The sequence below is a fragment of the Stenotrophomonas sp. GZD-301 genome, from assembly GCF_049310345.1.
GTDB lineage: Bacteria > Pseudomonadota > Gammaproteobacteria > Xanthomonadales > Xanthomonadaceae > Stenotrophomonas.
Genome location: NZ_JBMOWY010000068.1, coordinates 14107 through 37814, shown reverse-complemented (window position 1 = coordinate 37814; position 23708 = coordinate 14107). Strand labels below are relative to the sequence as shown.

General features: G+C 67.0%; 21 protein-coding genes. 6 read left to right on the top strand and 15 right to left on the bottom strand.

The window, feature by feature from the left end; genetic code table 11:
• Positions 1-292 precede the first annotated feature (292 nt).
• The 5 genes from rodA to ACO6VK_RS17490 form a co-directional block, all read right to left on the bottom strand.
• A complete protein-coding gene (rodA, locus tag ACO6VK_RS17510) occupies positions 293-1405 on the bottom strand; it encodes a rod shape-determining protein RodA (protein ID WP_422509342.1) in 1113 nt (370 codons plus the stop codon).
• Positions 1402-3477 carry a penicillin-binding protein 2 gene (gene mrdA / locus ACO6VK_RS17505; RefSeq protein WP_422509340.1) on the bottom strand — a complete coding sequence of 692 codons (2076 nt, stop codon included), beginning with the start codon at positions 3475-3477 and terminating at the stop codon, positions 1402-1404. The genes rodA and mrdA overlap by 4 nt, the downstream gene beginning before the upstream one ends.
• Before the next feature lies 1 nt (position 3478).
• Entirely contained in the window at positions 3479-3964 is a 486-nt protein-coding gene (gene mreD, locus ACO6VK_RS17500) for a rod shape-determining protein MreD (RefSeq protein WP_136005149.1), read from the bottom strand.
• Entirely contained in the window at positions 3961-5019 is a 1059-nt protein-coding gene (gene mreC, locus ACO6VK_RS17495) for a rod shape-determining protein MreC (RefSeq protein WP_422509338.1), read from the bottom strand. The genes mreD and mreC overlap by 4 nt, the downstream gene beginning before the upstream one ends.
• A 126-nt stretch (positions 5020-5145) precedes the next feature.
• A complete protein-coding gene (locus tag ACO6VK_RS17490) occupies positions 5146-6192 on the bottom strand; it encodes a rod shape-determining protein (protein WP_017355500.1) in 1047 nt (348 codons plus the stop codon).
• Positions 6193-6467: 275 nt separating this feature from the next.
• On the opposite strand from ACO6VK_RS17490, the gene ACO6VK_RS17485 reads away from it, so the two are divergent.
• Positions 6468-7406, top strand: a complete 939-nt coding sequence (locus tag ACO6VK_RS17485) for a carbohydrate kinase family protein (protein ID WP_046274250.1) — start codon at positions 6468-6470, stop codon at positions 7404-7406.
• A gap of 9 nt (positions 7407-7415) precedes the next feature.
• On the opposite strand, the gene ACO6VK_RS17480 is transcribed toward ACO6VK_RS17485, so the two are convergent.
• From ACO6VK_RS17480 to ubiE, 4 genes are all read right to left on the bottom strand, one after another.
• Entirely contained in the window at positions 7416-8024 is a 609-nt protein-coding gene (locus ACO6VK_RS17480) for an HAD family hydrolase (RefSeq protein WP_422509386.1), read from the bottom strand.
• A complete protein-coding gene (locus tag ACO6VK_RS17475) occupies positions 8021-8749 on the bottom strand; it encodes a hypothetical protein (RefSeq protein ID WP_422509336.1) in 729 nt (242 codons plus the stop codon). The genes ACO6VK_RS17480 and ACO6VK_RS17475 overlap by 4 nt, the downstream gene beginning before the upstream one ends.
• A 148-nt stretch (positions 8750-8897) precedes the next feature.
• The gene (locus ACO6VK_RS17470) at positions 8898-10823 is read right to left on the bottom strand and encodes a M1 family metallopeptidase (RefSeq protein ID WP_422509334.1); all 1926 of its coding nucleotides are present in this window, start codon (positions 10821-10823) and stop codon (positions 8898-8900) included.
• Positions 10824-11040: 217 nt separating this feature from the next.
• Positions 11041-11802: a bifunctional demethylmenaquinone methyltransferase/2-methoxy-6-polyprenyl-1,4-benzoquinol methylase UbiE gene (ubiE, locus tag ACO6VK_RS17465; protein WP_017356645.1), complete on the bottom strand. Its 762-nt coding sequence runs from the start codon at positions 11800-11802 to the stop codon at positions 11041-11043.
• A 77-nt stretch (positions 11803-11879) separates the two neighbouring features.
• Between ubiE and ACO6VK_RS17460 the strand changes: the two genes are divergently transcribed.
• The 4 genes from ACO6VK_RS17460 to ACO6VK_RS17445 all read left to right on the top strand — a co-directional run bounded on the left by ACO6VK_RS17460 (position 11880) and on the right by ACO6VK_RS17445 (position 13768).
• The gene (locus ACO6VK_RS17460) at positions 11880-12332 is read left to right on the top strand and encodes a nucleoside deaminase (RefSeq protein ID WP_019186053.1); all 453 of its coding nucleotides are present in this window, start codon (positions 11880-11882) and stop codon (positions 12330-12332) included.
• 252 nt (positions 12333-12584) lie between these two features.
• Positions 12585-12875 (top strand): hypothetical protein, encoded by a 291-nt coding sequence (locus ACO6VK_RS17455; protein WP_422509331.1) that lies wholly within the window; start codon positions 12585-12587, stop codon positions 12873-12875.
• A gap of 62 nt (positions 12876-12937) precedes the next feature.
• Complete coding sequence (locus ACO6VK_RS17450; RefSeq protein WP_422509329.1) at positions 12938-13270, top strand: hypothetical protein; 333 nt, start codon at positions 12938-12940, stop codon at positions 13268-13270.
• A 72-nt stretch (positions 13271-13342) separates the two neighbouring features.
• The gene (locus tag ACO6VK_RS17445; RefSeq protein ID WP_422509327.1) at positions 13343-13768 is read left to right on the top strand and encodes a low affinity iron permease family protein; all 426 of its coding nucleotides are present in this window, start codon (positions 13343-13345) and stop codon (positions 13766-13768) included.
• Positions 13769-13790: 22 nt separating this feature from the next.
• Here the strand turns inward: ACO6VK_RS17445 and ACO6VK_RS17440 are convergent, their stop codons facing one another.
• Genes ACO6VK_RS17440 through smeD form a run of 3 tightly spaced genes read right to left on the bottom strand, consistent with a single transcriptional unit; the run spans position 13791 to position 19522 of the window.
• Positions 13791-15179: an efflux transporter outer membrane subunit gene (locus tag ACO6VK_RS17440; RefSeq protein ID WP_422509325.1), complete on the bottom strand. Its 1389-nt coding sequence runs from the start codon at positions 15177-15179 to the stop codon at positions 13791-13793.
• A 20-nt stretch (positions 15180-15199) separates the two neighbouring features.
• Complete coding sequence (gene smeE / locus ACO6VK_RS17435; protein WP_422509323.1) at positions 15200-18322, bottom strand: multidrug efflux RND transporter permease subunit SmeE; 3123 nt, start codon at positions 18320-18322, stop codon at positions 15200-15202.
• Between the two features lie 12 nt (positions 18323-18334).
• Positions 18335-19522, bottom strand: a complete 1188-nt coding sequence (smeD, locus tag ACO6VK_RS17430; RefSeq protein ID WP_422509321.1) for a multidrug efflux RND transporter periplasmic adaptor subunit SmeD — start codon at positions 19520-19522, stop codon at positions 18335-18337.
• 235 nt (positions 19523-19757) lie between these two features.
• On the opposite strand from smeD, the gene ACO6VK_RS17425 reads away from it, so the two are divergent.
• Entirely contained in the window at positions 19758-20426 is a 669-nt protein-coding gene (locus tag ACO6VK_RS17425) for a TetR family transcriptional regulator (protein ID WP_017356653.1), read from the top strand.
• A gap of 432 nt (positions 20427-20858) precedes the next feature.
• Here ACO6VK_RS17425 and ACO6VK_RS17420 read toward each other — a convergent pair whose 3' ends face one another.
• The 3 genes from ACO6VK_RS17420 to hslV all read right to left on the bottom strand — a co-directional run bounded on the left by ACO6VK_RS17420 (position 20859) and on the right by hslV (position 23698).
• Positions 20859-21407 carry a hypothetical protein gene (locus ACO6VK_RS17420; protein ID WP_422509318.1) on the bottom strand — a complete coding sequence of 183 codons (549 nt, stop codon included), beginning with the start codon at positions 21405-21407 and terminating at the stop codon, positions 20859-20861.
• 199 nt (positions 21408-21606) lie between these two features.
• Positions 21607-22983 carry an ATP-dependent protease ATPase subunit HslU gene (hslU, locus tag ACO6VK_RS17415; protein WP_422509316.1) on the bottom strand — a complete coding sequence of 459 codons (1377 nt, stop codon included), beginning with the start codon at positions 22981-22983 and terminating at the stop codon, positions 21607-21609.
• A 163-nt stretch (positions 22984-23146) separates the two neighbouring features.
• The gene (hslV, locus tag ACO6VK_RS17410; protein WP_017356659.1) at positions 23147-23698 is read right to left on the bottom strand and encodes an ATP-dependent protease subunit HslV; all 552 of its coding nucleotides are present in this window, start codon (positions 23696-23698) and stop codon (positions 23147-23149) included.
• Positions 23699-23708 lie beyond the last annotated feature (10 nt).

The following is a 23708-nucleotide window of genomic DNA, read 5'->3' as shown; positions in this document are numbered from 1 at the left end:
CGGCACCGGCGCGGCGCGCATCTCCCCAGCGCGCGCCTCGCCCCATGTGCCCATGAGGTCAACTGCTCCCCGCCAAACTCCCCTGCGCATCGCTTGGCTCGACGCGTCTTTGCTGGCGGGCCGCCATTGTGCAGGCCGATTGCGACAAGTCCATTGATCAGGATCAAGTCGCATCGTATCTGTGCGCCACTTCTCACTTTTCTCGGGAATTGTTGACGACGCGTGCACCCGCGGGGTGCGATCCACGCTATGGCGCGGTCGCCGCAACGCTATGGCGCGGTCGCCGCAACGCTCAGCCGTAGCCGCCGTGTACCGGGTTGTAGGCGCGCGCGGCCATCACCAGGCCGAAGCCGGCCAGCAGCGATACCGCCGAGGTGCCGCCGTAGCTGATCAGCGGCATCGGCACGCCAACCACCGGCAGCAGGCCGGAGATCATCCCGCCGTTGACCAGCACGTAGACGAAGAACGCCAGGCCGGTGGCACCGGCCAGCAGGCGCGAGTAGGAATCGCGCGACTGGCTGGCGATCCACAGACAACGCCCGATCACCACCAGGTACAGCGCCAGCACCACGGCCACGCCGATCCAGCCGAATTCTTCGCTGAGCACGGAGAAGGCAAAGTCGGTGGTCTGTTCGGGAATGAAGTTCAGGTGCGACTGCGAGCCCTGCCCCCAGCCCTTGCCGTCGAAGCCGCCCGAGCCGATCGCGATCTTGGACTGGATGATGTTCCAGCCCGCGCCGAGCGCGTCCATCTCCGGGTCCAGGAACATCATGATGCGGTCCTTCTGGTACGGCCGCAGCAGCCAGATCCAGGCCACCGGCGCCGCCGCGGCAACACCGCCGACCGCCACGCCCACCCACCACCACGGCAGGCCGGCCAGCAGCAGCACGAACGCGCCACTGGCGGCAATCAGCACGCCGGTACCGAAGTCCGGCTGCAGCATCACCAGCCCGGTCGGCACACCGATGATCACCGCGCTGACCATCACCGTTGAGAAGCGCGGCGGCAGCGGCATCTTGTGCAGGTACCAGGCCACCATCATCGGCAGGCTGACCTTGAGCAGCTCGGCCGGCTGCAGGTAGAACAGTTTCAGGTCGAGCCATTGGCGCCCGTACTTGCCGGTGCCGAGCACGAACACCGCCAGCAGCGGGATCATCGACACCGCGTAGATCAGCGGCGTGGCCGACCGGATACGCAGGATCGGCACCCTCGAGATCGCCCACATCGCGGCCAGGCCGACCACGAAGCGCGCGCCCTGCGCGAACACCAGGCCATCGCCGCCGGCACTCTTGAGCACCGCCAGGCCGATCAGCATCAGCGCGGTCAGGGCCAGGCACAGCACCCAGTCCAGGGTGCTGACGAAGCGCACCGCCATGTCGGTGGCCCAGCGCAGGAACACGTTCATCGGCTGCGCTCCGGCGCGGTGGGCGGTGCGGCGGCAGGCGGTGGCGGTGCGCCCGGCAGCGGCGCGGGCAGCGGCGCAGGCTCGGGGGCGGCCGGCACACCCACCTGCACCGGCAGCAGTTCCAGCGCCGCAGCAGCGGCATCGCCGGCCTGGCGTACGTTGACGTCGCCGCCGTCGAACGCGGTGATGCCGATCGCGGTGGTGCCGCGCTCGCTGTCCAGCGGCTCCAGGCCATCGGGCATCTTGCCGAGCAGCCAGGCATCGAACAGCTTGCGGGCGATCGGCGCAGCCGCCGAGCCGCCGTAGCCGCCGCCTTCCACCGCGATTGCCAGCGCGATCACCGGGTTTTCCGCCGGCGCGAAGCCGACGAACAGCGACCGGTGACGCAGGTGCAGCGGCAGGCTTTTGGGATTGACGGCCGCAGTGCCGCGGCGGCTGATCACCTGCGCGGTGCCGGTCTTGCCGGCGATGGTGTACGGCGCGCCGGCCGCCGCGCGCGCGCCGCTGCCGCCCGGGCGCATGGTGCCCATCATGCCTTCGCGCACCGCCTGCAGATTGCTGGCGTTGGGGCTGATCGGCTTGGTCGGGCCGGCTTCCACGGCAGTCCACTCGGCGTCGAACCCGTCGCGCTCCTGCATCACCAGGTGCGGCGTGCGCAGCTGGCCGTCGCCGATGCCGCCCACCCCATGCACCAGCTGCAGCGGGGTGACCTTCCAGTCGCCCTGGCCGATGCTGACGTTGACCGTGTCGCCCGGGTACCAGCGCTCCTTGCGCGCCTTGTACTTGTTCTGCGGCGAGGGCAGGATGCCGCCGATCTCGCCGGTCAGGTCGATGCCGGTGGGCGCACCGAAGCCGTAGTACCCCATGTACTGGTCGAAGCGCTCGATGCCCATGTCCAGCGCCAGCCGGTAGTAGTACGTGTTGACCGACTGGGTGATCGACTTGCGCAGGTCGGTCCAGCCGTGTCCGCCGCGGTTGGCATCGCCCCAGCCGCGCGAGGTGCCGGGCAGGTAGAACATGCCGGTGGACAGGATCCTGTCTTCCGGCTTGCGCACGCCGCTGTCCAGGCCGGCCAGACCGATCAGCGGCTTGATGGTCGAACCCGGCGCCACGCCGCCCAGCACCAGGCGGTTGAACTGCGGCCGCGAGGGGTTGTCGTTGAGGGCTTTGAAGTCGGCATGGGAAATGCCGTTGACGAACAGGTTGGGGTCGTAGGACGGCAGGCTGACCATCGCCAGCACTTCACCGGTGCGCGGGTCCATCGCCACTGCCGCACCTTCGAAGTCGCCGAAGGCGGCCACCATCGCGCGCTGCAGGTCGGCGTCGATCGACAGCCGCAGATCGCTGCCGGACTGCGCGGCGACCCGGCCGATGGTGCGGATCGCACGGCCCTGCACGTTGGTTTCAACCTGCTCATAGCCGACCTTGCCGCGCAGCTGCGCCTCGTAATAGCGCTCCAGCCCGGACTTGCCGATGTGGGTCAGCGCGGCATTGCCCTCGCCCAGCATCTCCAGGTCCTTGTCGTCCACGCGGCCGACGTAGCCGATGATGTGCGCGAACAGGTCGCCGTAGGGGTAGCGCCGGGTCAGGTAGGGCTCCAGCTCCACGCCCGGGAACCGCCAGCGGTCCACCGCGAAGCGCGCCATTTCCTCGTCGGTGACGCGCAGCTTGAGCGTCACCGGCAGGAAGCTGCGGCGCGCCTTGCGCGACTTGTTGAAGGTCTCGATGTCTTCCGGGCTCAGGTCCAGGATCGCCGCCAGCCCGGCCAGGGTGGCGTCCATGTCCTTGACCTTGTCCGGGGTGATGTCGAGCCGGAACGCGGGCACGTTCTCGGCCAGCAGCCGGCCGTTGCGGTCGTAGATCATCCCGCGCCCGGGTACCACCGGACGTGGCTTGATCCGGTTGGCTTCCGAGCGCGTGGCGTAGATGTCGTGGTCGAGCACCTGCAGCTTGAAGTACCAGGCCCCCAGCCCGATCAGGCAGACCAGCACGCCGAGGAAGCCCAGCGCGGCGCGGCGCCGGAACTGCTCGGCTTCGGCATGGGGGTTCTTGGCCTGGCGGCGCATGTGCATGTCAGCGCCCGCGACGTCCGAAGCGCACGGCGTCGAGCAGGACGAACACCAGCGGCCACAGCCCCATGCCCAGCAGCGGCGCCCACCAGTACGACCACGGCAGGGTCGGCTCGCCCACCACGATGTGCACCACCGCGCTGACGATGCGGTCGTTGAACAGCAGCCCGCCGATGGCCAGCATCTGCTGGGACATCGGGAAGAAGCGGATCCGTGCGCGGAAGCGCTGCAGGATGAAGGTCAGCATGACCAGGCGCAGCGACTGCTCGCCAAGCACCCCGCCGTACAGCAGGTCGGCGACCACGCCGCTGGCGAAGGCGATGCCCAGGCCAACCCGGTCGGGCGCTTCGATCACCCAGTAGGCCAGCACCAGCGCCAGCCAGTACGGCCGCAGCGGCTGCAGCAGCGCCGGCAGCGGGAGCAGGCCCAGCAGCAGGGCCAGCACCAGGCTGACCGGCAGCACCCAGGGTTTGTCGCGCAGGCGGCTCATCGCTGTTCCTCCGGCGGCGGTGCGCCCGTTTCAGTGGGCTGAGCGGCCGGCGGGGTCGGGGTGGATGGCTGCGGCTGCCGGCCAGCGGCCGGCACTACAGGGGGGGATGGCTGCGGCTGCCGGCCAGCGGCCGGCACTACCGGGGTGGCGGCCGGCGGGGTGGTGGCCGCGGGGCCACCGGCGGCTTCGGAGAGCTGCAGGTTCGGCGGGACGTGAATGGCAGCCCCGGGCCTGAGCAGGAGGACGTCGCGGCCACGGTCGAGCTGGGCGGCGGGCTTGAGCTCGCCCACCAGGAAGGCATGGGTGTCGTCCGGGCGCAGCGCGGTGATGCTGCCGACCGGGAAACCGGCCGGGAAGCGCCCGCCGAGGCCCGAGGTGACGATCTCGTCGCCCACTTCGACCCCGGCGCTGAGCGGGATGTCGCGCAGTTCCAGGGTGTCGCCCCGCCCGTAGACGATCAGGCGCACGCCATTGCGCGCCACGGTCACCGGAACGGCATGGTCCGGGTCAGTCAGCAGCAGCACCGTGGCGCTGTTGCCGGTGGTGGCGATCACCTGCCCCATCAGGCCGCCGGCATCGATCACCGCCTGGCCCATGTGCACCCCGTCGCGGGTGCCCGCAGCCAGCACCAGGCGCTGGCGCACCGGATCCAGGTCGATGTCCAGGATCGGCGCCAGCTGCACGTCCAGGCCGCTGCGCTCGGCCACGTTGAGCAGCTCGCGCAGCTGGGCGTTGTCCAGCGCGGCGGTCTGCAGGCGGGTCAGGCGCGCATTGGCGATCAGCAGCTGGTTGCGCAGTTCGCGGTTCTCGGCCACCAGCTGGCCGTGGCTGGCCGCGTTGTCCTTGACCTGGGTGCCGAGCTTGCCCGGCAACCCGGCCAGGGCCCACACCGGCTGCACCAGCACATTGGCCTGCGCGCGCAGGCGGGCGAGCCAGCCGGCCTGGTCGTCAAGCACGATCAGGACAATGGCCAGGGCCAGGTAGGCGAGCAGCCGCAGTGGGCTGCTGGCATCACCCTGGCGGGAGGCTACGGGAGGACCGGCATAGGGCGGCACGACAGGCTTCGACTGGAAAAGGTGTTGGGGATGCGACAACGCCCCAGCGCTGCGATGCCCGGCGTGGCGCGCACGCCACCGGCATCACGCCGCAGGGGCGCGTCCGTGGAACAGGTCCGGTACGGCTTACTCCGGCGCAAAGAACTCGTTGCCGTGCATGTCCACCAGTTCCAGCGCACGACCGCCACCGCGGGCCACGCAGGTCAGCGGGTCGTCGGCCACCTGCACGTGCAGGCCGGTTTCCTCGGAGATCAGGCGGTCCAGGTCACGCAGCAGGGCGCCACCGCCGGTCAGCACGATGCCGCGCTCGGCGACGTCGGCGCACAGTTCCGGGGGGGTCTGCTCCAGCGCCAGCTTGACCGCGCTGACGATGCCCGACAGCGGCTCGTGCAGGGCTTCCAGCACCTCGTTGGAGCTGATCTTGATCATCTTCGGCACGCCCTCGGCGAGGTTGCGCCCGGAGATCTCCATCTCGATCACTTCGGCCTGCGGGTAGGCGCAGCCCAGCTCGACCTTGATGCGCTCGGCGGTGGCTTCACCGATCAGCATGCCGTGGTTGCGGCGCACGTAGTTGGTGATCGACTCGTCGAAGCGGTCGCCACCGATGCGCACCGACGCCGAGTAGACGATGCCGTTCAGCGAGATCACGGCCACCTCGGTGGTGCCGCCGCCGATGTCGATGACCATCGAACCGCGCGCTTCGGTCACCGGCATGCCGGCGCCGATCGCGGCGGCCATCGGTTCCTCGATCAGGAACACGTCGCGCGCACCGGCCTCTTCGGCCGATTCCTTGATCGCGCGGCGCTCGACCTGGGTCGAGCCGGCCGGCACGCAGACCAGCACGCGCGGGCTCGGGCGCAGGAAGCGCGACTTGTGCACCTTCTTGATGAAGTGCTTGAGCATCGCCTCGGTGTAGGTGAAGTCGGCGATGACGCCGTCCTTCATCGGGCGGATGGTGGTGATATGGCCCGGGGTACGGCCCAGCATCTGCTTGGCCTCGGCGCCGACGGCGGCGACCGAACGGGTGCCACCGATGGCGCGGTCCTGGCGCACGGCCACGACCGACGGCTCATTCAGCACGATCCCCTGCCCACGCACGTAAATGAGGGTGTTGGCCGTGCCCAGGTCGATGGACAGGTCATTGGAGAACATGCCACGCAGTTTCTTGAACATCTGGGAGTTGATCCTGAGGGGTGTCGCGCCCAACGCGGGATGGCGAAAAAATGGGCAGAATTCGAGGCCGACAAGCCTAGCAATCCCCCTGTGTGCGAGCAAGGACAAATCTGGTGCAAAGCCAGCCTTCACGGCCATTCAGCCCAATCCGGACAGCCCAGGTTCTGGCCCTGTGGCGTCTCACCCGTTAACCTTTGCGCCGCAGGGCGCCCGAGGGCGCCGTTTCGTTGCCCGCCCGACGGGCCTCAACACCCTCTCCGCATAGGCCTTAATCGATGTCCGCTTTGATCTGTGGTTCTCTTGCCTTCGACACCATCATGGTGTTCCCGGACCAGTTCAAGAATCACATCCTGCCGGACAAGGTCCACATCCTGAACGTGTCGTTCCTGGTTCCGCGCATGCGCCGCGAGTTCGGCGGCTGCGCCGGCAACATCGCCTACAACCTGTACCTGCTGGGCGGCGAGCCGATTCCGATGGGCACCGTGGGCTCGGACTTCGGCCCGTACCGCGAGTACTTCCAGGGCCTGGGCATCGACCTGAGCCGGGTCAAGGTGATCGACGAACTGTTCACCCCGCAGGCGTTCATCACCACCGACCACGACAACAACCAGATCACCGCGTTCCACCCGGGCGCGATGATGCGGTCCTACGAGAACCACGTGAAGGACGTGCCGGGCGTCACCCTGGGCCTGGTGGGCCCGGACGGCCGCGAAGGCATGATCCAGAATTCGCAGGAATTCTTCGACGGTGGCGTGCCGTTCATCTTCGACCCCGGCCAGGCCATGCCGCTGTTCAACGGCCCGGAACTGCGCACCTTCATCGAGCAGGCCGACTACGTGGTCGTCAACGACTACGAGTCCAACCTGCTGCAGGAGCGCACCGGCTGGGACGAGAAGGAGATCGTGAGCCGGGTCAAGGCCTACATCACCACCCGCGGGCCGAAGGGTGCGGTCATCCACACCCCGGAAAAGACCTACGACATCCCGCCGGCGCACGAGCGCCGCGTGGTCGACCCGACCGGCTGTGGCGACGCCTTCCGCGCCGGCCTGATCTACGGCATCGAGAAGGGCTACGACTGGCTGACCATCGGCCGCATGGGCAACCTGATGGGCGCGCTGAAGGTCGAACACCCCGGCACCCAGAACCAGCGCTTCACCTTCGATGAGTTCAACGAGCAGTTCAAGCAGCAGTTCGGTTACGCGCTGAGCGCGTAACCGGCCGCGTCACGGCGTCTGCCACGTCTCCAGCACCTGGCCGCAATCGGCCAGGTGCCAGCAGGCCAGGCCCGGCCAGGGGTTGTCCGGGGCATTGACCAGCAGTGTGCGGGTGCCCGCCGCCCGCCCGCATTCCAGGTCGAAGCGGTAGTCGCCCACCATCACCACCTGCGCAGGGTCCACCTGCCAGCGCCGTACGAAGTGCAGCAGGCCGGCCGGCGACGGCTTCGGCTCGGCTTCGTCGCGGCCGATGATGTCGTCCGCGCCGAATACGTCACCCAGTCCGATCGCCTGCAGCGTCACCTCGGCCAGCGCGCGCGCATTGCGGGTCAGGATGCCGAGCCGGCAGCCCTGCGCCTGCAGCGCGCGCACCAGCGCCACCGCGCCCGGGGCGGGCTGCGCGGCCTCCGCCAGCTCCCGCTCGTGCTCCAGCAGCCAGGCGTGCTTGGCGGTGGCGGCCTCGGCGGACAGGCCGGCCAAGTGGGTGAGGATGTCGTCCTGCGCCGGAATGCCCAGCGCGCGCTTGATCCACTCGAAGTCGTGCACCGCCACGGTCAGGGTGCCGTCCATGTCGAACACCCAGTGGCGGATCGCCGACAGCGGCGCGGCCACGCTCAGTTCCACCAGGTCGGCATGCGGCTGCTGTCCACCCCACCGGTCTCGAACACCGCCGTACGGGTCCCGCCGGCCTTGACCGGGAATTCGATGCTGATCACCTTGGCCTTGCGCGCCAGCTTCCACAGCGCCTTCTGGTCGGTGATGAACATCGCGATCGCCTCGTCGGTCGACGGCCGCCAGGCGGCCATCGCGATCGGCTTGCCGCCATCCACGCTGACCTGCACCTTGCACTGCGGGCAGCGGAAGTCGCCGGCCTGCAGCACCAGGTAGGCATGGCGCATCCACTGGGGGTGATCGCGGAACACCAGCTGCACCGTCTTGGCGCCGCTGCCGTCCACGTCCACGCGCTCCTTGCTGTAGATCTGCGCCGAGACCTGCGTTCCCTTGCCCACCGGAATCTGGTTGTACTGCCACAGGGCCTGCATGCGGCGCAGGTCGCGCGCGGCCTCGGCCTTGACCTTCACCTCGGCGTAGCCCGGCTCGATCCGTGCCGCCACGTCGGTGTCCTTGTACTGGTCCAGCAGCGACCCGCCGTGGATGCGCGCACGCTCCCAGTCCTGGGCAGCCACGGCCATGTCGTACTGCTTGGCCACGCCTTCGGCCTTCGCCTCCTGCTGCGCCTTGGCAGCGGCAGCGGCGGCCTCCTGTGCCTTGCGCTCTTCTTCGGGATTGCTGCAGGCGGCCAGGGCCAGCGTGCAGGCCGCGATGAGGATCAGTCGTTTCATTGCAGACGTCCGGTTCGGGAGTTTTCCCCGAGTTTACCGAGGTTGCGCCCCGCGCTGCCGCACAAACGAAAACGGCGGGTTTCCCCGCCGTTTTCAGGCATTGCATCGCGTGGTCCAGCCGGCCGACGTGGCCGGCCAGCCGCCGGGATTACTTGCTTGCCTTGTCCAGCATGTCCTGCACCGAGGCGGTGGTGATCGGGTGGTAGCCCGGCTTGGCCTTCTCGAAGGCGGCCTTGGCCAGCACCAGGCCTTCGGGGGTCTTCACCAGTTCGGCATAGATCGGCAGGATCAGCTTGCGACGGCCGACGCGCTCGATGAACGCCGCGGCGTCCTCGTTGGCCTCGGCATACCCACTGCGGATCGCCAGCGGGTACCAGCGCATGGCGATTTCGCCATTGGCGGTGCCGGTGAAGTGGTAGGCCTTGTCCAGCGCGGCCAGCTTTTCCACCGGCAGGGTCTTGCCCAGGCCGTCGATGAAGTGGACCCACTCCTGGGTGCCCCACTCGCCGGTGATCTGCTGGGTCGGCAGCGTGCCACTGCCATCCCACGCGATGCGCGCGGTGTCGACGATGGAGAAGTTGCGCGAGCGTGCCTTGGTGGCGAACGCCGGGATGCCCGGCTCGTCCAGCCACGCCTTCAGCTCGGCGTCGGTGACGGCGCCCGGCTTCTTCGGCAGCAGGTTCTTCTTCAGGTACGCAACGAACTGGTCGGTGTTCGCGCTCTGGAAGGCATGGTCATCGAACCAGCCACGCAGGAACGGGTCGAAGGTTTCGCGGCCGAAGCGCTGCTCCAGGAACTGCAGGAACCACGAGCCCTTGACGTAGGCGACGTTGCTCAGCGCTTCGTCCGGGTCGCGTTCGGTCAGCGGCGGCAGCGCCAGCGCCTGGTCGGCCGGGCTCATGTCCTTGACCTCGGCGAGCAGGTCGTTCTGGTCGATTTCGCGCTCCATTTCAGCCATTTCCTGGCCATACAGCGCTTCGGTGATGCGGCCCTGCACGTAGGTGGTGAAGCCTTCGTTGAGCCAGATGTCCTTCCAGCTCGCATTGGTCACCAGGTTGCCGGACCAGCTGTGCGCCAGCTCATGGGCCACCAGCGACACCAGCGACTTGTCGCCCACGATCACGGTCGGGGTGGCGAAGGTCAGGCGCGGGTTTTCCATGCCGCCGAACGGGAACGACGGCGGCAGCACGAGCATGTCGTAGCGGCCCCAGCGGTACTCGCCGTACAGCTTCTCGGCGGCACCGATCATCTTCTCGGTGTCCTCGAACTCCTTGACCGCCTTGCCGACCATCGTCGGTTCGGCCCAGACACCGGAGCGGCCGGAAATCGGCTCGAACACCAGGTCACCGGCGGCGATGGCCAGCAGGTAGGACGGGATCGGCTGCGGCATCTTGAAGGTGTAGTCACCATCACGCGCGGCCTTGGGATCGTTGTCGGCGCTCATCAGCACCATCACGTCCGGGCGCGACACCACGTGCGCGGTGTAAGTGAAACGCACGCTCGGGGTGTCCTGCAGCGGCACCCACGAACGCGCGTGGATGGCCTGCGACTGGCTGAACATGAAGGGCAGCTGCTTGCCCTCGGTCATCGACGGCTCCAGCCACTGCAGGCCCGAGGCGGTCGGGGCGGTGTGGTAGGTGATCTGCACCTTGGCCGGCTGTTCCGGCGCTTCGATGCTCAGCTTGCTGCCAAACACCTTGTCGACCGGGGCCAGCACGAAGGCCAGCGGCGTCGCCTTGCCGTCGGCACCCAGTGCCTCGACCTTTTCCACGGTCAGTTCGCGGGTATCGAGCACCAGCTGCTTGGCCGCCTTGTCCTTCCACTCCAGGGTGTAGGTGGCGGTGCCGCCGATCTGCCTGCTGTCGAAATCCAGCTTCAGGTCCAGCGCCAGGTCCTTGATGACGACCTTGTCCGGCTCGGCATAGGAGCTTTCGTCGTGGCTGCGGTTGTCGGCTTTCACGGCGGTGGCGCTCGGCGTCTGGGCGGCAGGGTCGGCGGTGGGCGCGGCAGGCTCTTTGGAACAGCCGGCGGCGAGCGCGACGGCCAGGGGAATCAGCAGGAACGGAGATCGCATGTACGGGACCGATCAGGGTGAAACCACCAGTTTACCCCCCACCTGCCCTATTCAGTCGCGCTCGCACGGCGGCCGCGCACCGCCGGCGTGGATCCGCCCGGCGCTGAACGCGCGGGGGCCACGCGGGACAGGCCGCCGCAATGCCGCATGGCAGGCCCTCTCCGGCAGCCTGCCTGCAGTGTCGCCAGGCTCTCTCAGCGGGAGCCGGGACCGGATGTCACACCTTGTAGCCGGAGTGGATCGAGACGATGCCGCCGGTCAGGTTCTTGTAGTGGCAGCGCGCGAAGCCCGCCTCGCCCATCATGGTCTTGAGCTGTTCCTGCGGCGGGTGCTTGCGGATGCTCTCGGCCAGGTACTGGTAGCTGTCGCCGTCGCGCGCGAACAGCTGGCCCAGCTTGGGCAGGATCTTGAACGAGTGGAAGTCGTAGATCGGCTTGAACCAGTCGGCGGTGACCTCGGAGAACTCCAGCACGCGCGCCTGGCCGCCCACCTTGAGCACGCGGTACATCTCGCGCAGGCCAGCGTCCTTGTCGGTCACGTTGCGCAGCCCGAAGGCGATGGTGACCAGATCGAAGCTGGCATCCGGGAACGGCAGCGCCTCGGCGTTGCACTGGACGTACTGCAGGCCCGACACCAGGCCCCGGTTGGTCAGGCGGTCGCGGCCCACCGAGAGCATGCCGGCGTTGATGTCGCCGAGCACCACTTCGCCGTCCTCACCCACGCGCTCCTTGATCAGCGCGGCGATGTCGCCGGTGCCGCCGGCCAGGTCGAGCACGCGGTCGCCCGGCTTCACCTGCGCGGTGGCTACGTAGTAGCGCTTCCAGGCCCGGTGGATACCCAGGCTCATCAGGTCGTTCATCAGGTCGTAGCTGCGCGCGACCGAGGTGAACACTTCGCCCACCAGCTTCTGCTTGTCCTTGGCGGCGACATCGCGGAAGCCGAAATGGGTGGTGCCAGTCTTGTAGGGGGATTCGCTCATGGCCCCGATTATCGCACCGCTGGCCACGCTGCGGCACCCACCGCCTATCATGGCCGCTCCTGTTTACCGGACCGACCATGATCACCACGCCCGATTACGCTGCCCTGCTCGAAACCGCCATCGCCGAAGCCCGCCAGGGCCTGGCCGAAGGCGGCATCCCGATCGGCGCGGCCCTGTACCACAACGACGGCCGCCTGCTCGGCTGCGGCCACAACCGACGGGTGCAGGAAGGCGACCCCTCGGTCCACGGCGAAACCGACGCGTTCCGCAAGGCCGGCCGCCAGCGCCGCTACCAGGACACCATCATGGTGACCACGCTGGCCCCCTGCTGGTACTGCAGCGGGCTGGTCCGCCAGTTCAACATCGGCACCGTGGTGGTGGGCGAATCGGTCACCTTCCAGGGTGGCATCGAGTGGCTGCGCGAGAACGGGGTGAAGGTGATCGACATGCAGAGCCAGGCCTGCATCGACCTGCTCGGCGGCTTCATCTCGGCCCATCCCGAGGTCTGGAACGAAGACATCGGCGAGTAATCCCGCCCCAACCACGGCGCGCTGCGGCATTCCGGCGCGCCGGTGGTCCGCCGCGGCCCCGCTGCGGAACGGCGTTATGAACGCTTCAGTTCCCGGCGGCGGTGCAAACACGTTGTGCCAGCAGCGTCTGCTCGACAGAAAACGACACGGTGCGCACATCCGTCGCACCCGCTGCACACGCCGCAATAACAATTGGGCATCGGTGACCGCCTATGGTGGGTGCACAGGGGGCTGCATCGTCGAGGAGACGCCATGAACGCCCGAATACGCCGCACCGCTGCTGTCGAACCCAGCATGATCCTCGCCTGGGAACAGCTGCAGGTGTCCTACTCCAGATACCGCAATTCCGCGCCGTTCTGGAGCGCCTACCAGGCCATTCAGAACGAACTGATGGTCTCCCACCCGAACCACTGCATCGATGTCTGCAACCAGCTGGCCACGTTGGCCGAACGGCTGGGTGTGGTCGCCCACGCACAGCTTCTCGGCACCGCGCTGCCTGAATCTTTCAGCGATGCCCGCCACGCCGGCTCGACATCGCCATGACATCGCATGCACCGCGCATTACGCACTCTTGTTCGACTCCCTCCTTCCATATCGACGCAACCATGTCTTCCGCCTCGCTTTCCATCCCCGCCGTGATCGACGTCGACGCCGAAGTGGCCCATTGGCGCCAGCGACATGCCGACGGAACGCTCGGCGCCGGCTCGTTCGGGCACTACATCCCGTGGATCAAATTCGCCTGCGATTCGCTGATCACCCAGCCACGGGCCAGCGACGAGCAGCGCGATGAATCCTTCCAGACGCACTACGCGCTGCAGATCATGCCGCGCCTGAGCGAAGACCAGGCCCGCGACTTCGTCGAGCAGTGCTGGGAACACGTCTACCGCGCCGGGCGCCAGGATCTGTCCTCACGCCCGCGTCTGGGCGCACGCGCCTGAGCGGCGGCGGTGCACGCCGCCTGCACGCAGCGCCACCAATGATGGGTCATCGCCACCACCCTGCCGGGGCCCATGAAACTTCGTCGTGTATTCAACCTGGTCGCCAAGAAGGCGTCCTACTCTGCTGGAACGCCGTGGACGTTCCTCGGCGCGCTGGCCATCGTGGTGATCTGGGGCGCCAGCGGCCCCATCTTCAAGTTCAACGATACCTGGCAGCTGGTGATCAACACCGGCACCACCATCATCACCTTCCTGATGGTGTTTCTGATCCAGCACAGTCAGAACGCGGACACGGCCGCGATCCAGATCAAGCTCGATGAGCTGATCCGCGCCACCGCCGAGGCGAACAACGAGCTGCTGGACCTGGAAGAACTCGACGAGGAACGACTGGAAGAGATCCGCCGCGAGTACGAACGCATGGCGCGTGACGCCGGCGACGCGCTGGAACGGGTGCGCGCCTCATGCCATCACCCTCGCCCGGATGACGAGGCGGTGTGACCGCCCCGTCATTCCCGCGTGCTCAGCCGCGCTCGTGCCAGCCGCCGCCGAGCACCTTGTACAACGCCACCTGGTTGGACTGCTGCGCCAGCTGCGTGCTGACCAGCGACTGGCGTGCGCTGTAAGCGGTGCGACGCGCGTCGAGCAGGGTCAGGAAGCTGTCCAGCCCGGCGTCGTAGCGGGCCTGCGACAACCGCTGCGCCTGCTCGGCCGCCGCCACCAGCGCCTGCTGCGACTGCAGCTGCTCGGCCAGGCTGCGGTTCAACGCCAGCCCATCGGCCGCTTCGCGGAAGCCGGACTGGATGGCTTTTTCGTACTGCGCCAGCGCGATATCGCGATCGGCAGTGGCCATGCCCAGGTTCGCGCGCAGCTTGCCGCCCTGGAAGATCGGCAGGTTGAGCTTGGGAATGAAGCTCCACACGCGCGTGCCGCTGTCGAACAGGCCGGACAGCTCCGAGGATGCCGAACCGACACTGCCGGTCAGGCTGATCGACGGGAAGAACGCCGCACGCGCCGCGCCGATGTTGGCATTGGCCGAGATCAGCGTGTGCTCGGCGGCCATCACATCCGGGCGCCGCAGCAGCACATCGCCGGGCACGCCGGCCGGCAGCGGCTGCACGGCCGCCACATCGGTGATTTCACCCTGCGGCAGCAGCGCCTCGTCGATCGGACCGCCTGCCAGCAGCACCAGCGCATTGCGGTCCTGCGCGACCTGTCCCCCGAAGCGGGCGACATCGGTGCGGGCGGTTTCCACCAGCGTGCGGGTCTGGCTCAGTTCCAGTGCCGAGGCGCCGCCCAGACGGTGCCGCGCTTCGGTCAGGCGCAGCGAGTCTTCATAGGTGGCCAGCGTGGCCTGGGCAATGCGCAGCTGCTCGGCATCGGCGCCCAGCGTCAACCAGGCATTGGCGACCTCGGCCACCAGTGACAACTGCGCGCTGCGGCGGTTGGCCGCTTCGGCGAAGTACTGCTGCAGTGCCGCCTGGCTGAGATTGCGCACGCGGCCGAACAGATCCAGCTCGAATTCGACCACGCCCAAGTTGGCGCTGAACTGTTCGGTCACCGGCACGTCGCCGCCACTGCGGGTCATCTGGCCCTGGGCGGCGATCGCCGGCACGCGGTCGGCGCGCTGGATGCGGTACTGCGCGCGGGCGCGTTCGACGTTGAGCACCGCCACGCGCAGGTCGCGATTGTTCTCCAGCGACTGGCCGATCACCGCCTGCAGGCGCGGGTCGACGAAGAAGTCGCGCCAGCCGATGTCGGCGACCGGGGTGGCCGACGCGTCGGCCACCGTACTGCCGGGCCACTGCGCGGGAATCGCAGGGGCCACTTCGGTGCTGCGCGGCACCAGCGTGGCGCAGCCGGACAGCAGCAGCGCGGCCACAAGGGCAAGGGAAAGCGTTGAACGGTTCATTGAGATTTCCTTCATGACTGTCAGGTGCGCGCCTTGCGGTTGAACACGCGCTGCACCACCACGAAGAACAGCGGGATGAAGAACACGCCCAGCAGAGTGCCCACCACCATGCCGCCGAGCACACCGGTACCGATCGCGCGCTGCGCACCGGAGCCGGCACCGGAGGCGATCGCCAGCGGCAGCACGCCCAGGCCGAAGGCCAGCGAGGTCATGATGATCGGGCGCAGACGGTCGCGCACGGCATGCATGGTGGCCTCGATCAGCCCGACGCCCTTCTCCAGGTTCTCCTTGGCGAACTCCACGATCAGGATCGCGTTCTTGCTGGTCAGACCCACGGTGGTGAGCATCGCCACCTGGAAGTAGATGTCGCGCTCCATGCCGCGCATGGTGTTGGCCAGCACCGCGCCGAGGATGCCCAGCGGCGCCACCAGCAGCACCGAGGTCGGCACGCTCCAGCTTTCATACAGCGCGGCCAGGCACAGGAACACGATCAGCAGCGACAGCGTGTACAGCAGCGGCGTCTGCGAACCGGCCTGGCGTTCCTGGTAGGACAACGCCGTCCACTCGATCTCGAAGCCCGGCGGCAGATCCTTGGCGATGCGCTCGATCTCGGCCATTGCATCGCCCGAGGCCACGCCCGGGGCGGGTTCGCCCTGGATTTCCATCGCCGACACGCCGTTGTAGCGTTCCAGACGCGGCGAACCGTAGTCCCAGCGCTTGGTTGCGAAGGCGCTGAACGGCACCATCTCGCCCTTGGTGTTCTTCACCGACCAGACGTTGAAATCGTCCGGGTTCATGCGGAAGTCCGCATCGGACTGCACGTACACGCGCTTGACCCGGCCGCGGTCGATGAAGTCGTCGATGTAGCTGCTGCCCCACGCGGTGGCCAGCGTGTTGTTGATCGAGGCGACCGACAGGCCCAGTGCGTTGGCTTTCTCCACGTCCACGTCGATGCGCAGCTGCGGGGTGTCTTCCTGGCCGTTCGGGCGAACGTTGGCCAGCAGCTTGCTCTGACCCGCGCCGCCGAGCAGCTGGTTGCGCGCGTTGAGCAGGGCCTCGTGGCCCTGGCCGCTGTTGTCCTTCAGGAAGAAGGTGTAACCCGAGCCGATGCCCAGCTCCGGCATCGCCGGCGGCGGGAAAGCAAAGATGAAGGCGTCCTTGATCTGGCCCAGCGCGCCCATCGCGCGGCCGGTGATCGGGCCGACGCCCTGGTCGGCATTGCGGTCCTTCCAGTCCTTGAGCTTGATGAAGGCCATGCCCGCGTTCTGGCCCATGCCGGCGAAGCTGAAGCCCTGCACCATGAACACCGACTCGACCGCCTCGGATTCATTGGTGAGGAAGTGGTCTTCCAGCTTGTACATCGCCTCCAGGGTGCGCTCCTGGGTGGCGCCGACCGGGGTCTGCACCAGCGCCATCAGGATGCCCTGGTCTTCATTGGGCAGGAACGAACTGGGCAGGCGCACGAACAGCAGGCCCATCACCACCGCCAGCGCGGCGAAGATGGACATGAAGCGCCACGGCCGCGCCAGGATGCCCTTGACGCCACGCTGGTAGGTTTCGCTGGAGCGGTCGAAGCCACGGTTGAAGCCGTTGAAGAACCGACCGGCCAGGCCGCGGTGCGCCACGTGATGCTCGCCCTTCTTCAGCGGCTTGAGCATGGTGGCGCACAGCGCCGGGGTCAGCACGATGGCAACCAGCACCGACAAGGCCATCGCCGACACGATCGTCGCCGAGAACTGCCGGTAGATCACGCCCGTGGAGCCGCTCATGAAGGCCATCGGCACGAACACCGCCGACAGCACCAGGCCGATGCCGACCAGCGCGCCGGTGATCTGGCCCATCGACTTGCGGGTGGCCTCCAATGGCGACAGGCCTTCTTCGGACATGATGCGTTCGACGTTCTCCACCACCACGATGGCGTCGTCGACCAGCAGGCCGATCGCCAGCACCATCGCGAACATGGTGAGCATGTTGATCGAGAAGCCCAGCGCGGCCAGGATGCCGAACGTACCCAGCAGCACCACCGGCACGGCGATGGTGGGGATCAGGGTGGCGCGGAAGTTCTGCAGGAACAGGTACATCACCACGAACACCAGCACGATGGCTTCGATCAGGGTCTTGATCACGCCCTTGATCGAGACCTGCACGAACGGCGTAGTGTCGTAGGGCACCACCGATTCCAGCCCGGCCGGGAAGTTCGCCTTCATGTCCTCCAGCGCCGCGCGGACGCCGTTGGCGGTGTCCAGTGCGTTGGCGCCGGTGGCCAGAGTGATGGCGATACCGGTGGAGGGCTTGCCGTTGTAGCGGGTGACGAAGTCGTAGCTTTCCGCACCGAGTTCGACCCGGGCCACATCGCCCAGGCGCAGCTCGCTGCCGTCGGTGCCACCGCGGACCAGGATGTTGCGGAACTGTTCCGGGGTCTGCAGGCGGTCCTGCGCGTTGATGGTGGCGTTGAGCTGCTGGCCCTTCACCGACGGCGCACCGCCGAGCTGGCCGATGGCCACCTGTGCGTTCTGCGCGGTGATGGCCGCGGTGACTTCATCCACCGACAGCTTGTAGGTGTGCAGCTTGTTGGGGTCCAGCCAGATGCGCATGGCGTACTTGCCGCCGAACACCTGGATGTTGCCCACGCCCGGGACGCGGCTGAGCGGATCGACGACATTGGAGCCGACATAGTCGGAGATGTCGTTGGCATCCATGCTGCCGTCGTTGGACACAAAGCCGATCACCTGCAGGAAGCCGCTGCTGGACTTGGCCACGTTGATGCCCTGCCGCTGCACTTCCTGCGGCAGCAGCGGCATGGCCAGCTGCAGCTTGTTCTGCACCTGCACCTGCGCGATATCCGGGTTGGTCCCGCTCTCGAAGGTGAGGGTGATGGTGGCCTGGCCGTTGGCCGAGCTGTTGGACGAGAAGTAGATCAGGCCATCGATGCCTTTCATGTTCTGTTCGATGATCTGGGTCACCGAGTCCTCGACCACCTTGGCCGATGCACCCGGATAGGTCGCGCTGATCTCGACGGCCGGCGGTGCCACTTCCGGGTACATCGAGACCGGCAGCTTCACCACGGCCAGCGCACCGGCAAGCATGATGATGATCGCGATCACCCATGCAAAGATGGGGCGATCAATGAAATAACGTGCCATTGGATTCTCCGCTTACTGCTTGTCGGCCGGAGCGGCCGGAGCCGCCGGCGCTGCGGCCGGCTTGGCCGGCGCGGCGCCCATCTCGGTGGCCTGCACGGGCATGCCCGGCTGGATCTTCTGCAGCCCTTCGACAATGACCTTGTCGCCGGCCTGCAGGCCGTCCTCGACCAGCCACTTGCTGCCGACCGCACGGCTGACCTTGACCGGACGCACTTCGACCTTGTTGTCCTTGCCGACCACCATCGCGGTGGTATCACCCTTCGGATCGCGCGCGACGCCCTGCATCGGCACCAGCAGGCCGTTCTCGCGCACGCCGCTGCCGACCTGGGCGCGCACGTACATGCCCGGCATCAGGATCTGGTCGGGGTTGTCGACCTTGACCCGCATGGCATAGCTGCCGGTGGTGGGATCAACGCTGACTTCGGAGAACTCCAGGGTGCCCTTGTGGGCGAACTCGGTGCCGTCATCGAGCAGGATGGTCACCGGCAGGCTCTGGTTGTCCTGCAGGCGGCCGGTGGCCAGCTCGCGACGCATCTGCAGCAGTTCGCTGGCCGACTGGGTCAGGTCGACGTAGATCGGGTCCAGCTGCTGCACGGTGGCCAGCGCATCGGCCTGGCCGGCGCTGACCAGCGCGCCCTGGGTGACCGACGACTTGCCGATGCGGCCGCTGATCGGCGCGGTGATGCGCGCGTAGCCGAGGGTGACGTTGGCCGCATCCAGCGCGGCGCGGGCGGCACCGACATCGGCCTCGGCCTGCTTCAGCGCGGCGATCGCGTTCTCGTTGTCCTGGGTGCTGACCGCATCGACCTTGGCCAGTTCAGCGATGCGTCGCGCGCTCAGTCGGGCTGCGTTGGCGGTGGCTTCGGCGCGGGCCAGCTGGGCGCGGGCGCTGTTGGCCTGGGCGCGGTAGCTGGCGTCGTCGATCTGGTAAAGCGCCTGGCCGGCGCTGACCAGCCCACCCTCGGTGAACAGGCGCTTGGCCACGATGCCGCTGACCTGGGGGCGCACTTCGGCCACCAGGAAGGCATTGGTCCGGCCCGGCAGTTCACGGGTCAGCCCGACCTGCTCGGCCTTCAGGGTGGCCACGGTGACCTGGCCGGGACCGCCCTGCTGCCCCTCCGGGGCACCGCCGCCGCAGGCGGACACAGTCAGGGCGATCGCGAGGGACAGCGCGAGGAAGCGATAGGGGGATCGGGACATGGCAGCGTGGGCTCACAGGTACGAATAAGGGGCACCCCGCCACGAAATGTCACCGATAAAACGGCGAATCACGGCCAACAGGGCGACAAATGCAGACAAAACCTGGCTGAGTGCCTACCGGCGCGAGGCAGGCGGTGCTTGGCGAGGATCAGTGGGGCGCAAATATACATACATGCATGTTTGTTTGTAAAGCGGTACAATTCAGGCCGGTTTCATCCAGCACCTGCGCAGCGCAATGGCCAGAAAAACCAAAGAAGAAGCACAGGCCACCCGCGAAGGCATCCTCGATGCCGCCCAGGCCTGTTTCCATGAATACGGGGTCGCCGGCACCAGCCTGGCGATGATCGGCGCGCGTGCGGGTTTTACCCGGGGTGCGGTGTACTGGCACTTCAAGAACAAGACCGAAGTGCTGACGGCGATGATCGACCGCGAGCGCATCCCGTTCATCGAGCGCCTGCGCCGCACGACCTCCTCCAAGCGCTCCACACCCGTGCTGGACCTGCGCTCGGCGCTGCTGGTGTCGTTCCAGGAACTGGCCGACGACGAGCGCCTGCGCAACATGATGGAAATCATGCTGCGCAACGATCTGTCGGTGGAGAGCCAGGCAATGCAGCAGCTGCAGCTGGAGGCCTCGCGCGAGGAGCTGGCCATCTTCGCGGCCGCCTTCCAGCGCGCGCGCGACCTGGGCCAGCTGCGTGATGGCGTGGACGTGGACACGGTGGCGCGCATCGTCAGCACCAGCCTCACCGGCGTGCTGTACAGCGCGATGCTGGAGCCGGAGCTGTTCGAGATCAAACGCGACGGGGCGGAGACCCTGGACGCGATCCTCAGTGCGTTCGTGAAACCGGGTGTGTTCACCCCCGGTGCGGCGCCGACGGCGCTGCCGACCGACGACGAGGCGTAGTGCCGGCCGCTGGCCGGCTCCTCGGATTGCATGGGTTCCCTGGGTGCCGGGCTCTGCCCGGCAGCCTCATGCATTCAGGCGAACAGCCGGTGGGCATCGGTTCCGTGGGTTTGGCCGTCCGGCGCGGGTTTGCGGGACACCCCGTGAATCCGTCCCTGGAGGCTCGTCAAACACATCCCTGTTTTAGACGGTCCCGCAAACCCGCCCCGGCCGGCCTTCGACAGATGGCCGATGACCACGGAAGATCAAAGGCACCGCATTGCAGCGGTAGCGGATGCTGGCGTGGTTGTGCCAAACAGCGTTCTCATCACTACCTACAAATTGAAGCGTCTTCCAGATCAACCAGCACACCACCGAATGAATCGCCCCGGGAATCTCGGAGACTCATTGGTTTGAGTCACGCCGACATGGCGGACAAGGCCCGAGCATTTCTCATTCATGCAGCTTGACGACCGAAATATCTGAGACTTCAGCTCCGGTGAGTTCTGCTGAGCAGGTTCTTCGACGGTCAGAAAGGCTAACCGTCCCCACAACGGTGGCGAAGTAGACTCCATGTTCCGGCTCCGGCGAGGACCAGTCAATTTTTGAACTGTCTGACCACACTACGATGCAGCTATATGCGTCGGTTCTGTTGGGCAAGGAATCAGATGGATAGAAGACAACTCCTTTCGCGCCTTCATAGAGCATGAATCCGCTGGTCTCTACCCTCACTCCTTCAAAATCGCTGGGCGCGACGATCAGTCTTGTCAAAGGTGTGCCGCAGACAGCTTTCCCAGCCCGCTGCTCCTCAATGTTGCACTGGTTGTGTTTTACCGGGGGCGACGCGTATCCACATGCAATGCCGACTGCAAGAGTAGCAACAGCGACCGTGGAAGCAGCGCTAAAGCACTTTCTCGAAATGACCTGCATGAACCTCCCCCTCGCCTGATGAAACGCCCGCCTTTCTCCAGCCCTTCTGGGCAAACCATACAGCTTTTCCATCAGGCCTGGCCACGTAGCTGTCTATCCTTGCGCCGAATGCGCGCGCAATATCGTGATCGTCAGTGATGCCGACATAGCAGAATTTTCCTCCCGTCGCGTATGCGCCGTTTCCACTATGAAGATTTGGCTCCGCCCACGCCGAGCCAACAAAAAAAGGCGGCACCGAAGTGCCGCCCTTTCAGTTCATACCACCCACCGCTTACAGGATGTAGCGGCTCAGATCCGGATCCTGCACCAGCTCGCCCAGGTGGGCGTCCACGTAGGCGTGGTCGATGCTGATCGTCTCGCCGTCGCGGTCCGGGGCCTCGTAGCTGAGCGTATCCAGCAGGCGCTCAAGCACGGTGTGCAGGCGGCGGGCACCGATGTTCTCCTGGCGCTCGTTGACCTGGAACGCGATCTCGGCCAACCGGTCGACCGCATCGGCGGTGAACGCCACCGACACGCCTTCGGTGAGCAGCAGCGCTTCGTACTGCTTGGTCAGCGCGGCCTTCGGCTCGGTGAGGATGCGCACGAAGTCGTTCTTGCTCAGCGCGCCCAGTTCCACCCGGATCGGGAAGCGGCCCTGCAGCTCGGGGATCAGGTCGCTGGGCTTGGCCAGGTGGAACGCACCGGAGGCGATGAACAGGATGTGGTCGGTCTTGACCGTGCCGTACTTGGTGGACACGTTGGAGCCTTCCACCAGCGGCAGCAGGTCGCGCTGCACGCCTTCGCGCGATACGTCGCCGCCGGACGCGCCGGCTTCGCCACGCTTGGCGACCTTGTCGATCTCGTCGATGAACACGATGCCGTGCTGTTCGCAGGCCTCGATCGCCGCGCTGCGGATGTCGTCTTCGTTGACCAGCTTGCCAGCCTCTTCCTCGATCAGCAGCGGGCGCGCGGCCTTGATGCTCAGCGTGCGCTTCTGCGCCTTGGCGCCGCCCATGCTGGAGAACATCTGGCGCAGCTGCTGGCCCATTTCCTCCATGCCCGGCGGGGTCATGATGTCCACGCCGACGTTGGCCGAGACTTCCAGCTCGATCTCGCGCTCGTCCAGTTCGCCATTGCGCAGCATGCGACGGAACTTGATCCGGGTTTCATTGTCCTGCGCGGACGGCTCATTGCGCGCAGCCTCGGCATCGAAGCCGATACCGGCGCTGCGGCGCGGCAGCAGCGCATCGAGGATGCGGTCCTCGGCCCGCTCTTCGGCCTGGTTGCGCACGCGCACCTTGGCCTGCTCGCGATACAGCTTGACCGCGGTGTCGGCGAGGTCGCGGATGATCTGCTCCACATCCTTGCCGACGTAGCCCACCTCGGTGAAGCGGGTCGCTTCGACCTTCACGAACGGCGCGTTGGCCAGCGTGGCCAGGCGGCGCGCGATCTCGGTCTTGCCGACGCCGGTCGGGCCGATCATCAGGATGTTCTTGGGCATGACTTCGTTGCGCAGCTCGGCCGGCAGCTGCATGCGGCGCCAGCGGTTGCGCAGCGCGATGGCGACCGCGCGCTTGGCGTCATGCTGGCCGACGATGTGCCGATCCAGCTCCTGCACGATCTCGCGCGGGGTCATGGTGGCGGACGAAACTTCAATCTTGTGCGGCATGGGTGTGCTCACGAGTGAATGTGGTTGATCGAGGTTGCCGGCCAGCGGCCGGCACAACGCCATGTATCGGGTCGGGGGGGGGGGGGGGGGGGGGGGGGGTGCCGGGAAGCGGCCGGCACAACGCCATGTATCGGGTCGGCGCCGGCCGTAGGCCGGCGCTCGCTTACAGCTCTTCAACCACCACATTGCGATTGGTGTAGATGCAGATGTCGCCGGCGATGTTGATCGATTCGGTGGCGATGGTGCGGGCGTCCAGTTCGGTATGCGCCAGCAGCGCGCGCGCGGCCGACAACGCGTAGGAGCCGCCCGAGCCGATGGCGATGATGCCGTCTTCCGGCTCGATCACATCACCGGTGCCGCTGATGATCAGCGAGGTGTCCTTGTCGGCCACCGCGAGCAGCGCTTCCAGCTTGCCCAGGCGGCGCTCGGTGCGCCAATCCTTGGCCAGCTCGACGGCGGCGCGCTGCAGCTGGCCGTGCTTTTCCAGCTTGGCTTCGAACAGTTCGAACAGGGTGAAGGCATCGGCGGCGGCACCGGCAAAACCGGCCAGCACTTGGCCCTCACGGCCCAGCCGGCGCACTTTGCGGGCATTGCCCTTCATCACCGTGTGGCCGAGCGTGACCTGGCCATCACCCGCGACCGCGACGTGGCCGTTGCGGCGCACCGAAATGATGGTGGTGGCGTGAAAAACGTTGGGGTTCTGACTGGGGTCCATGTGGCCTCCG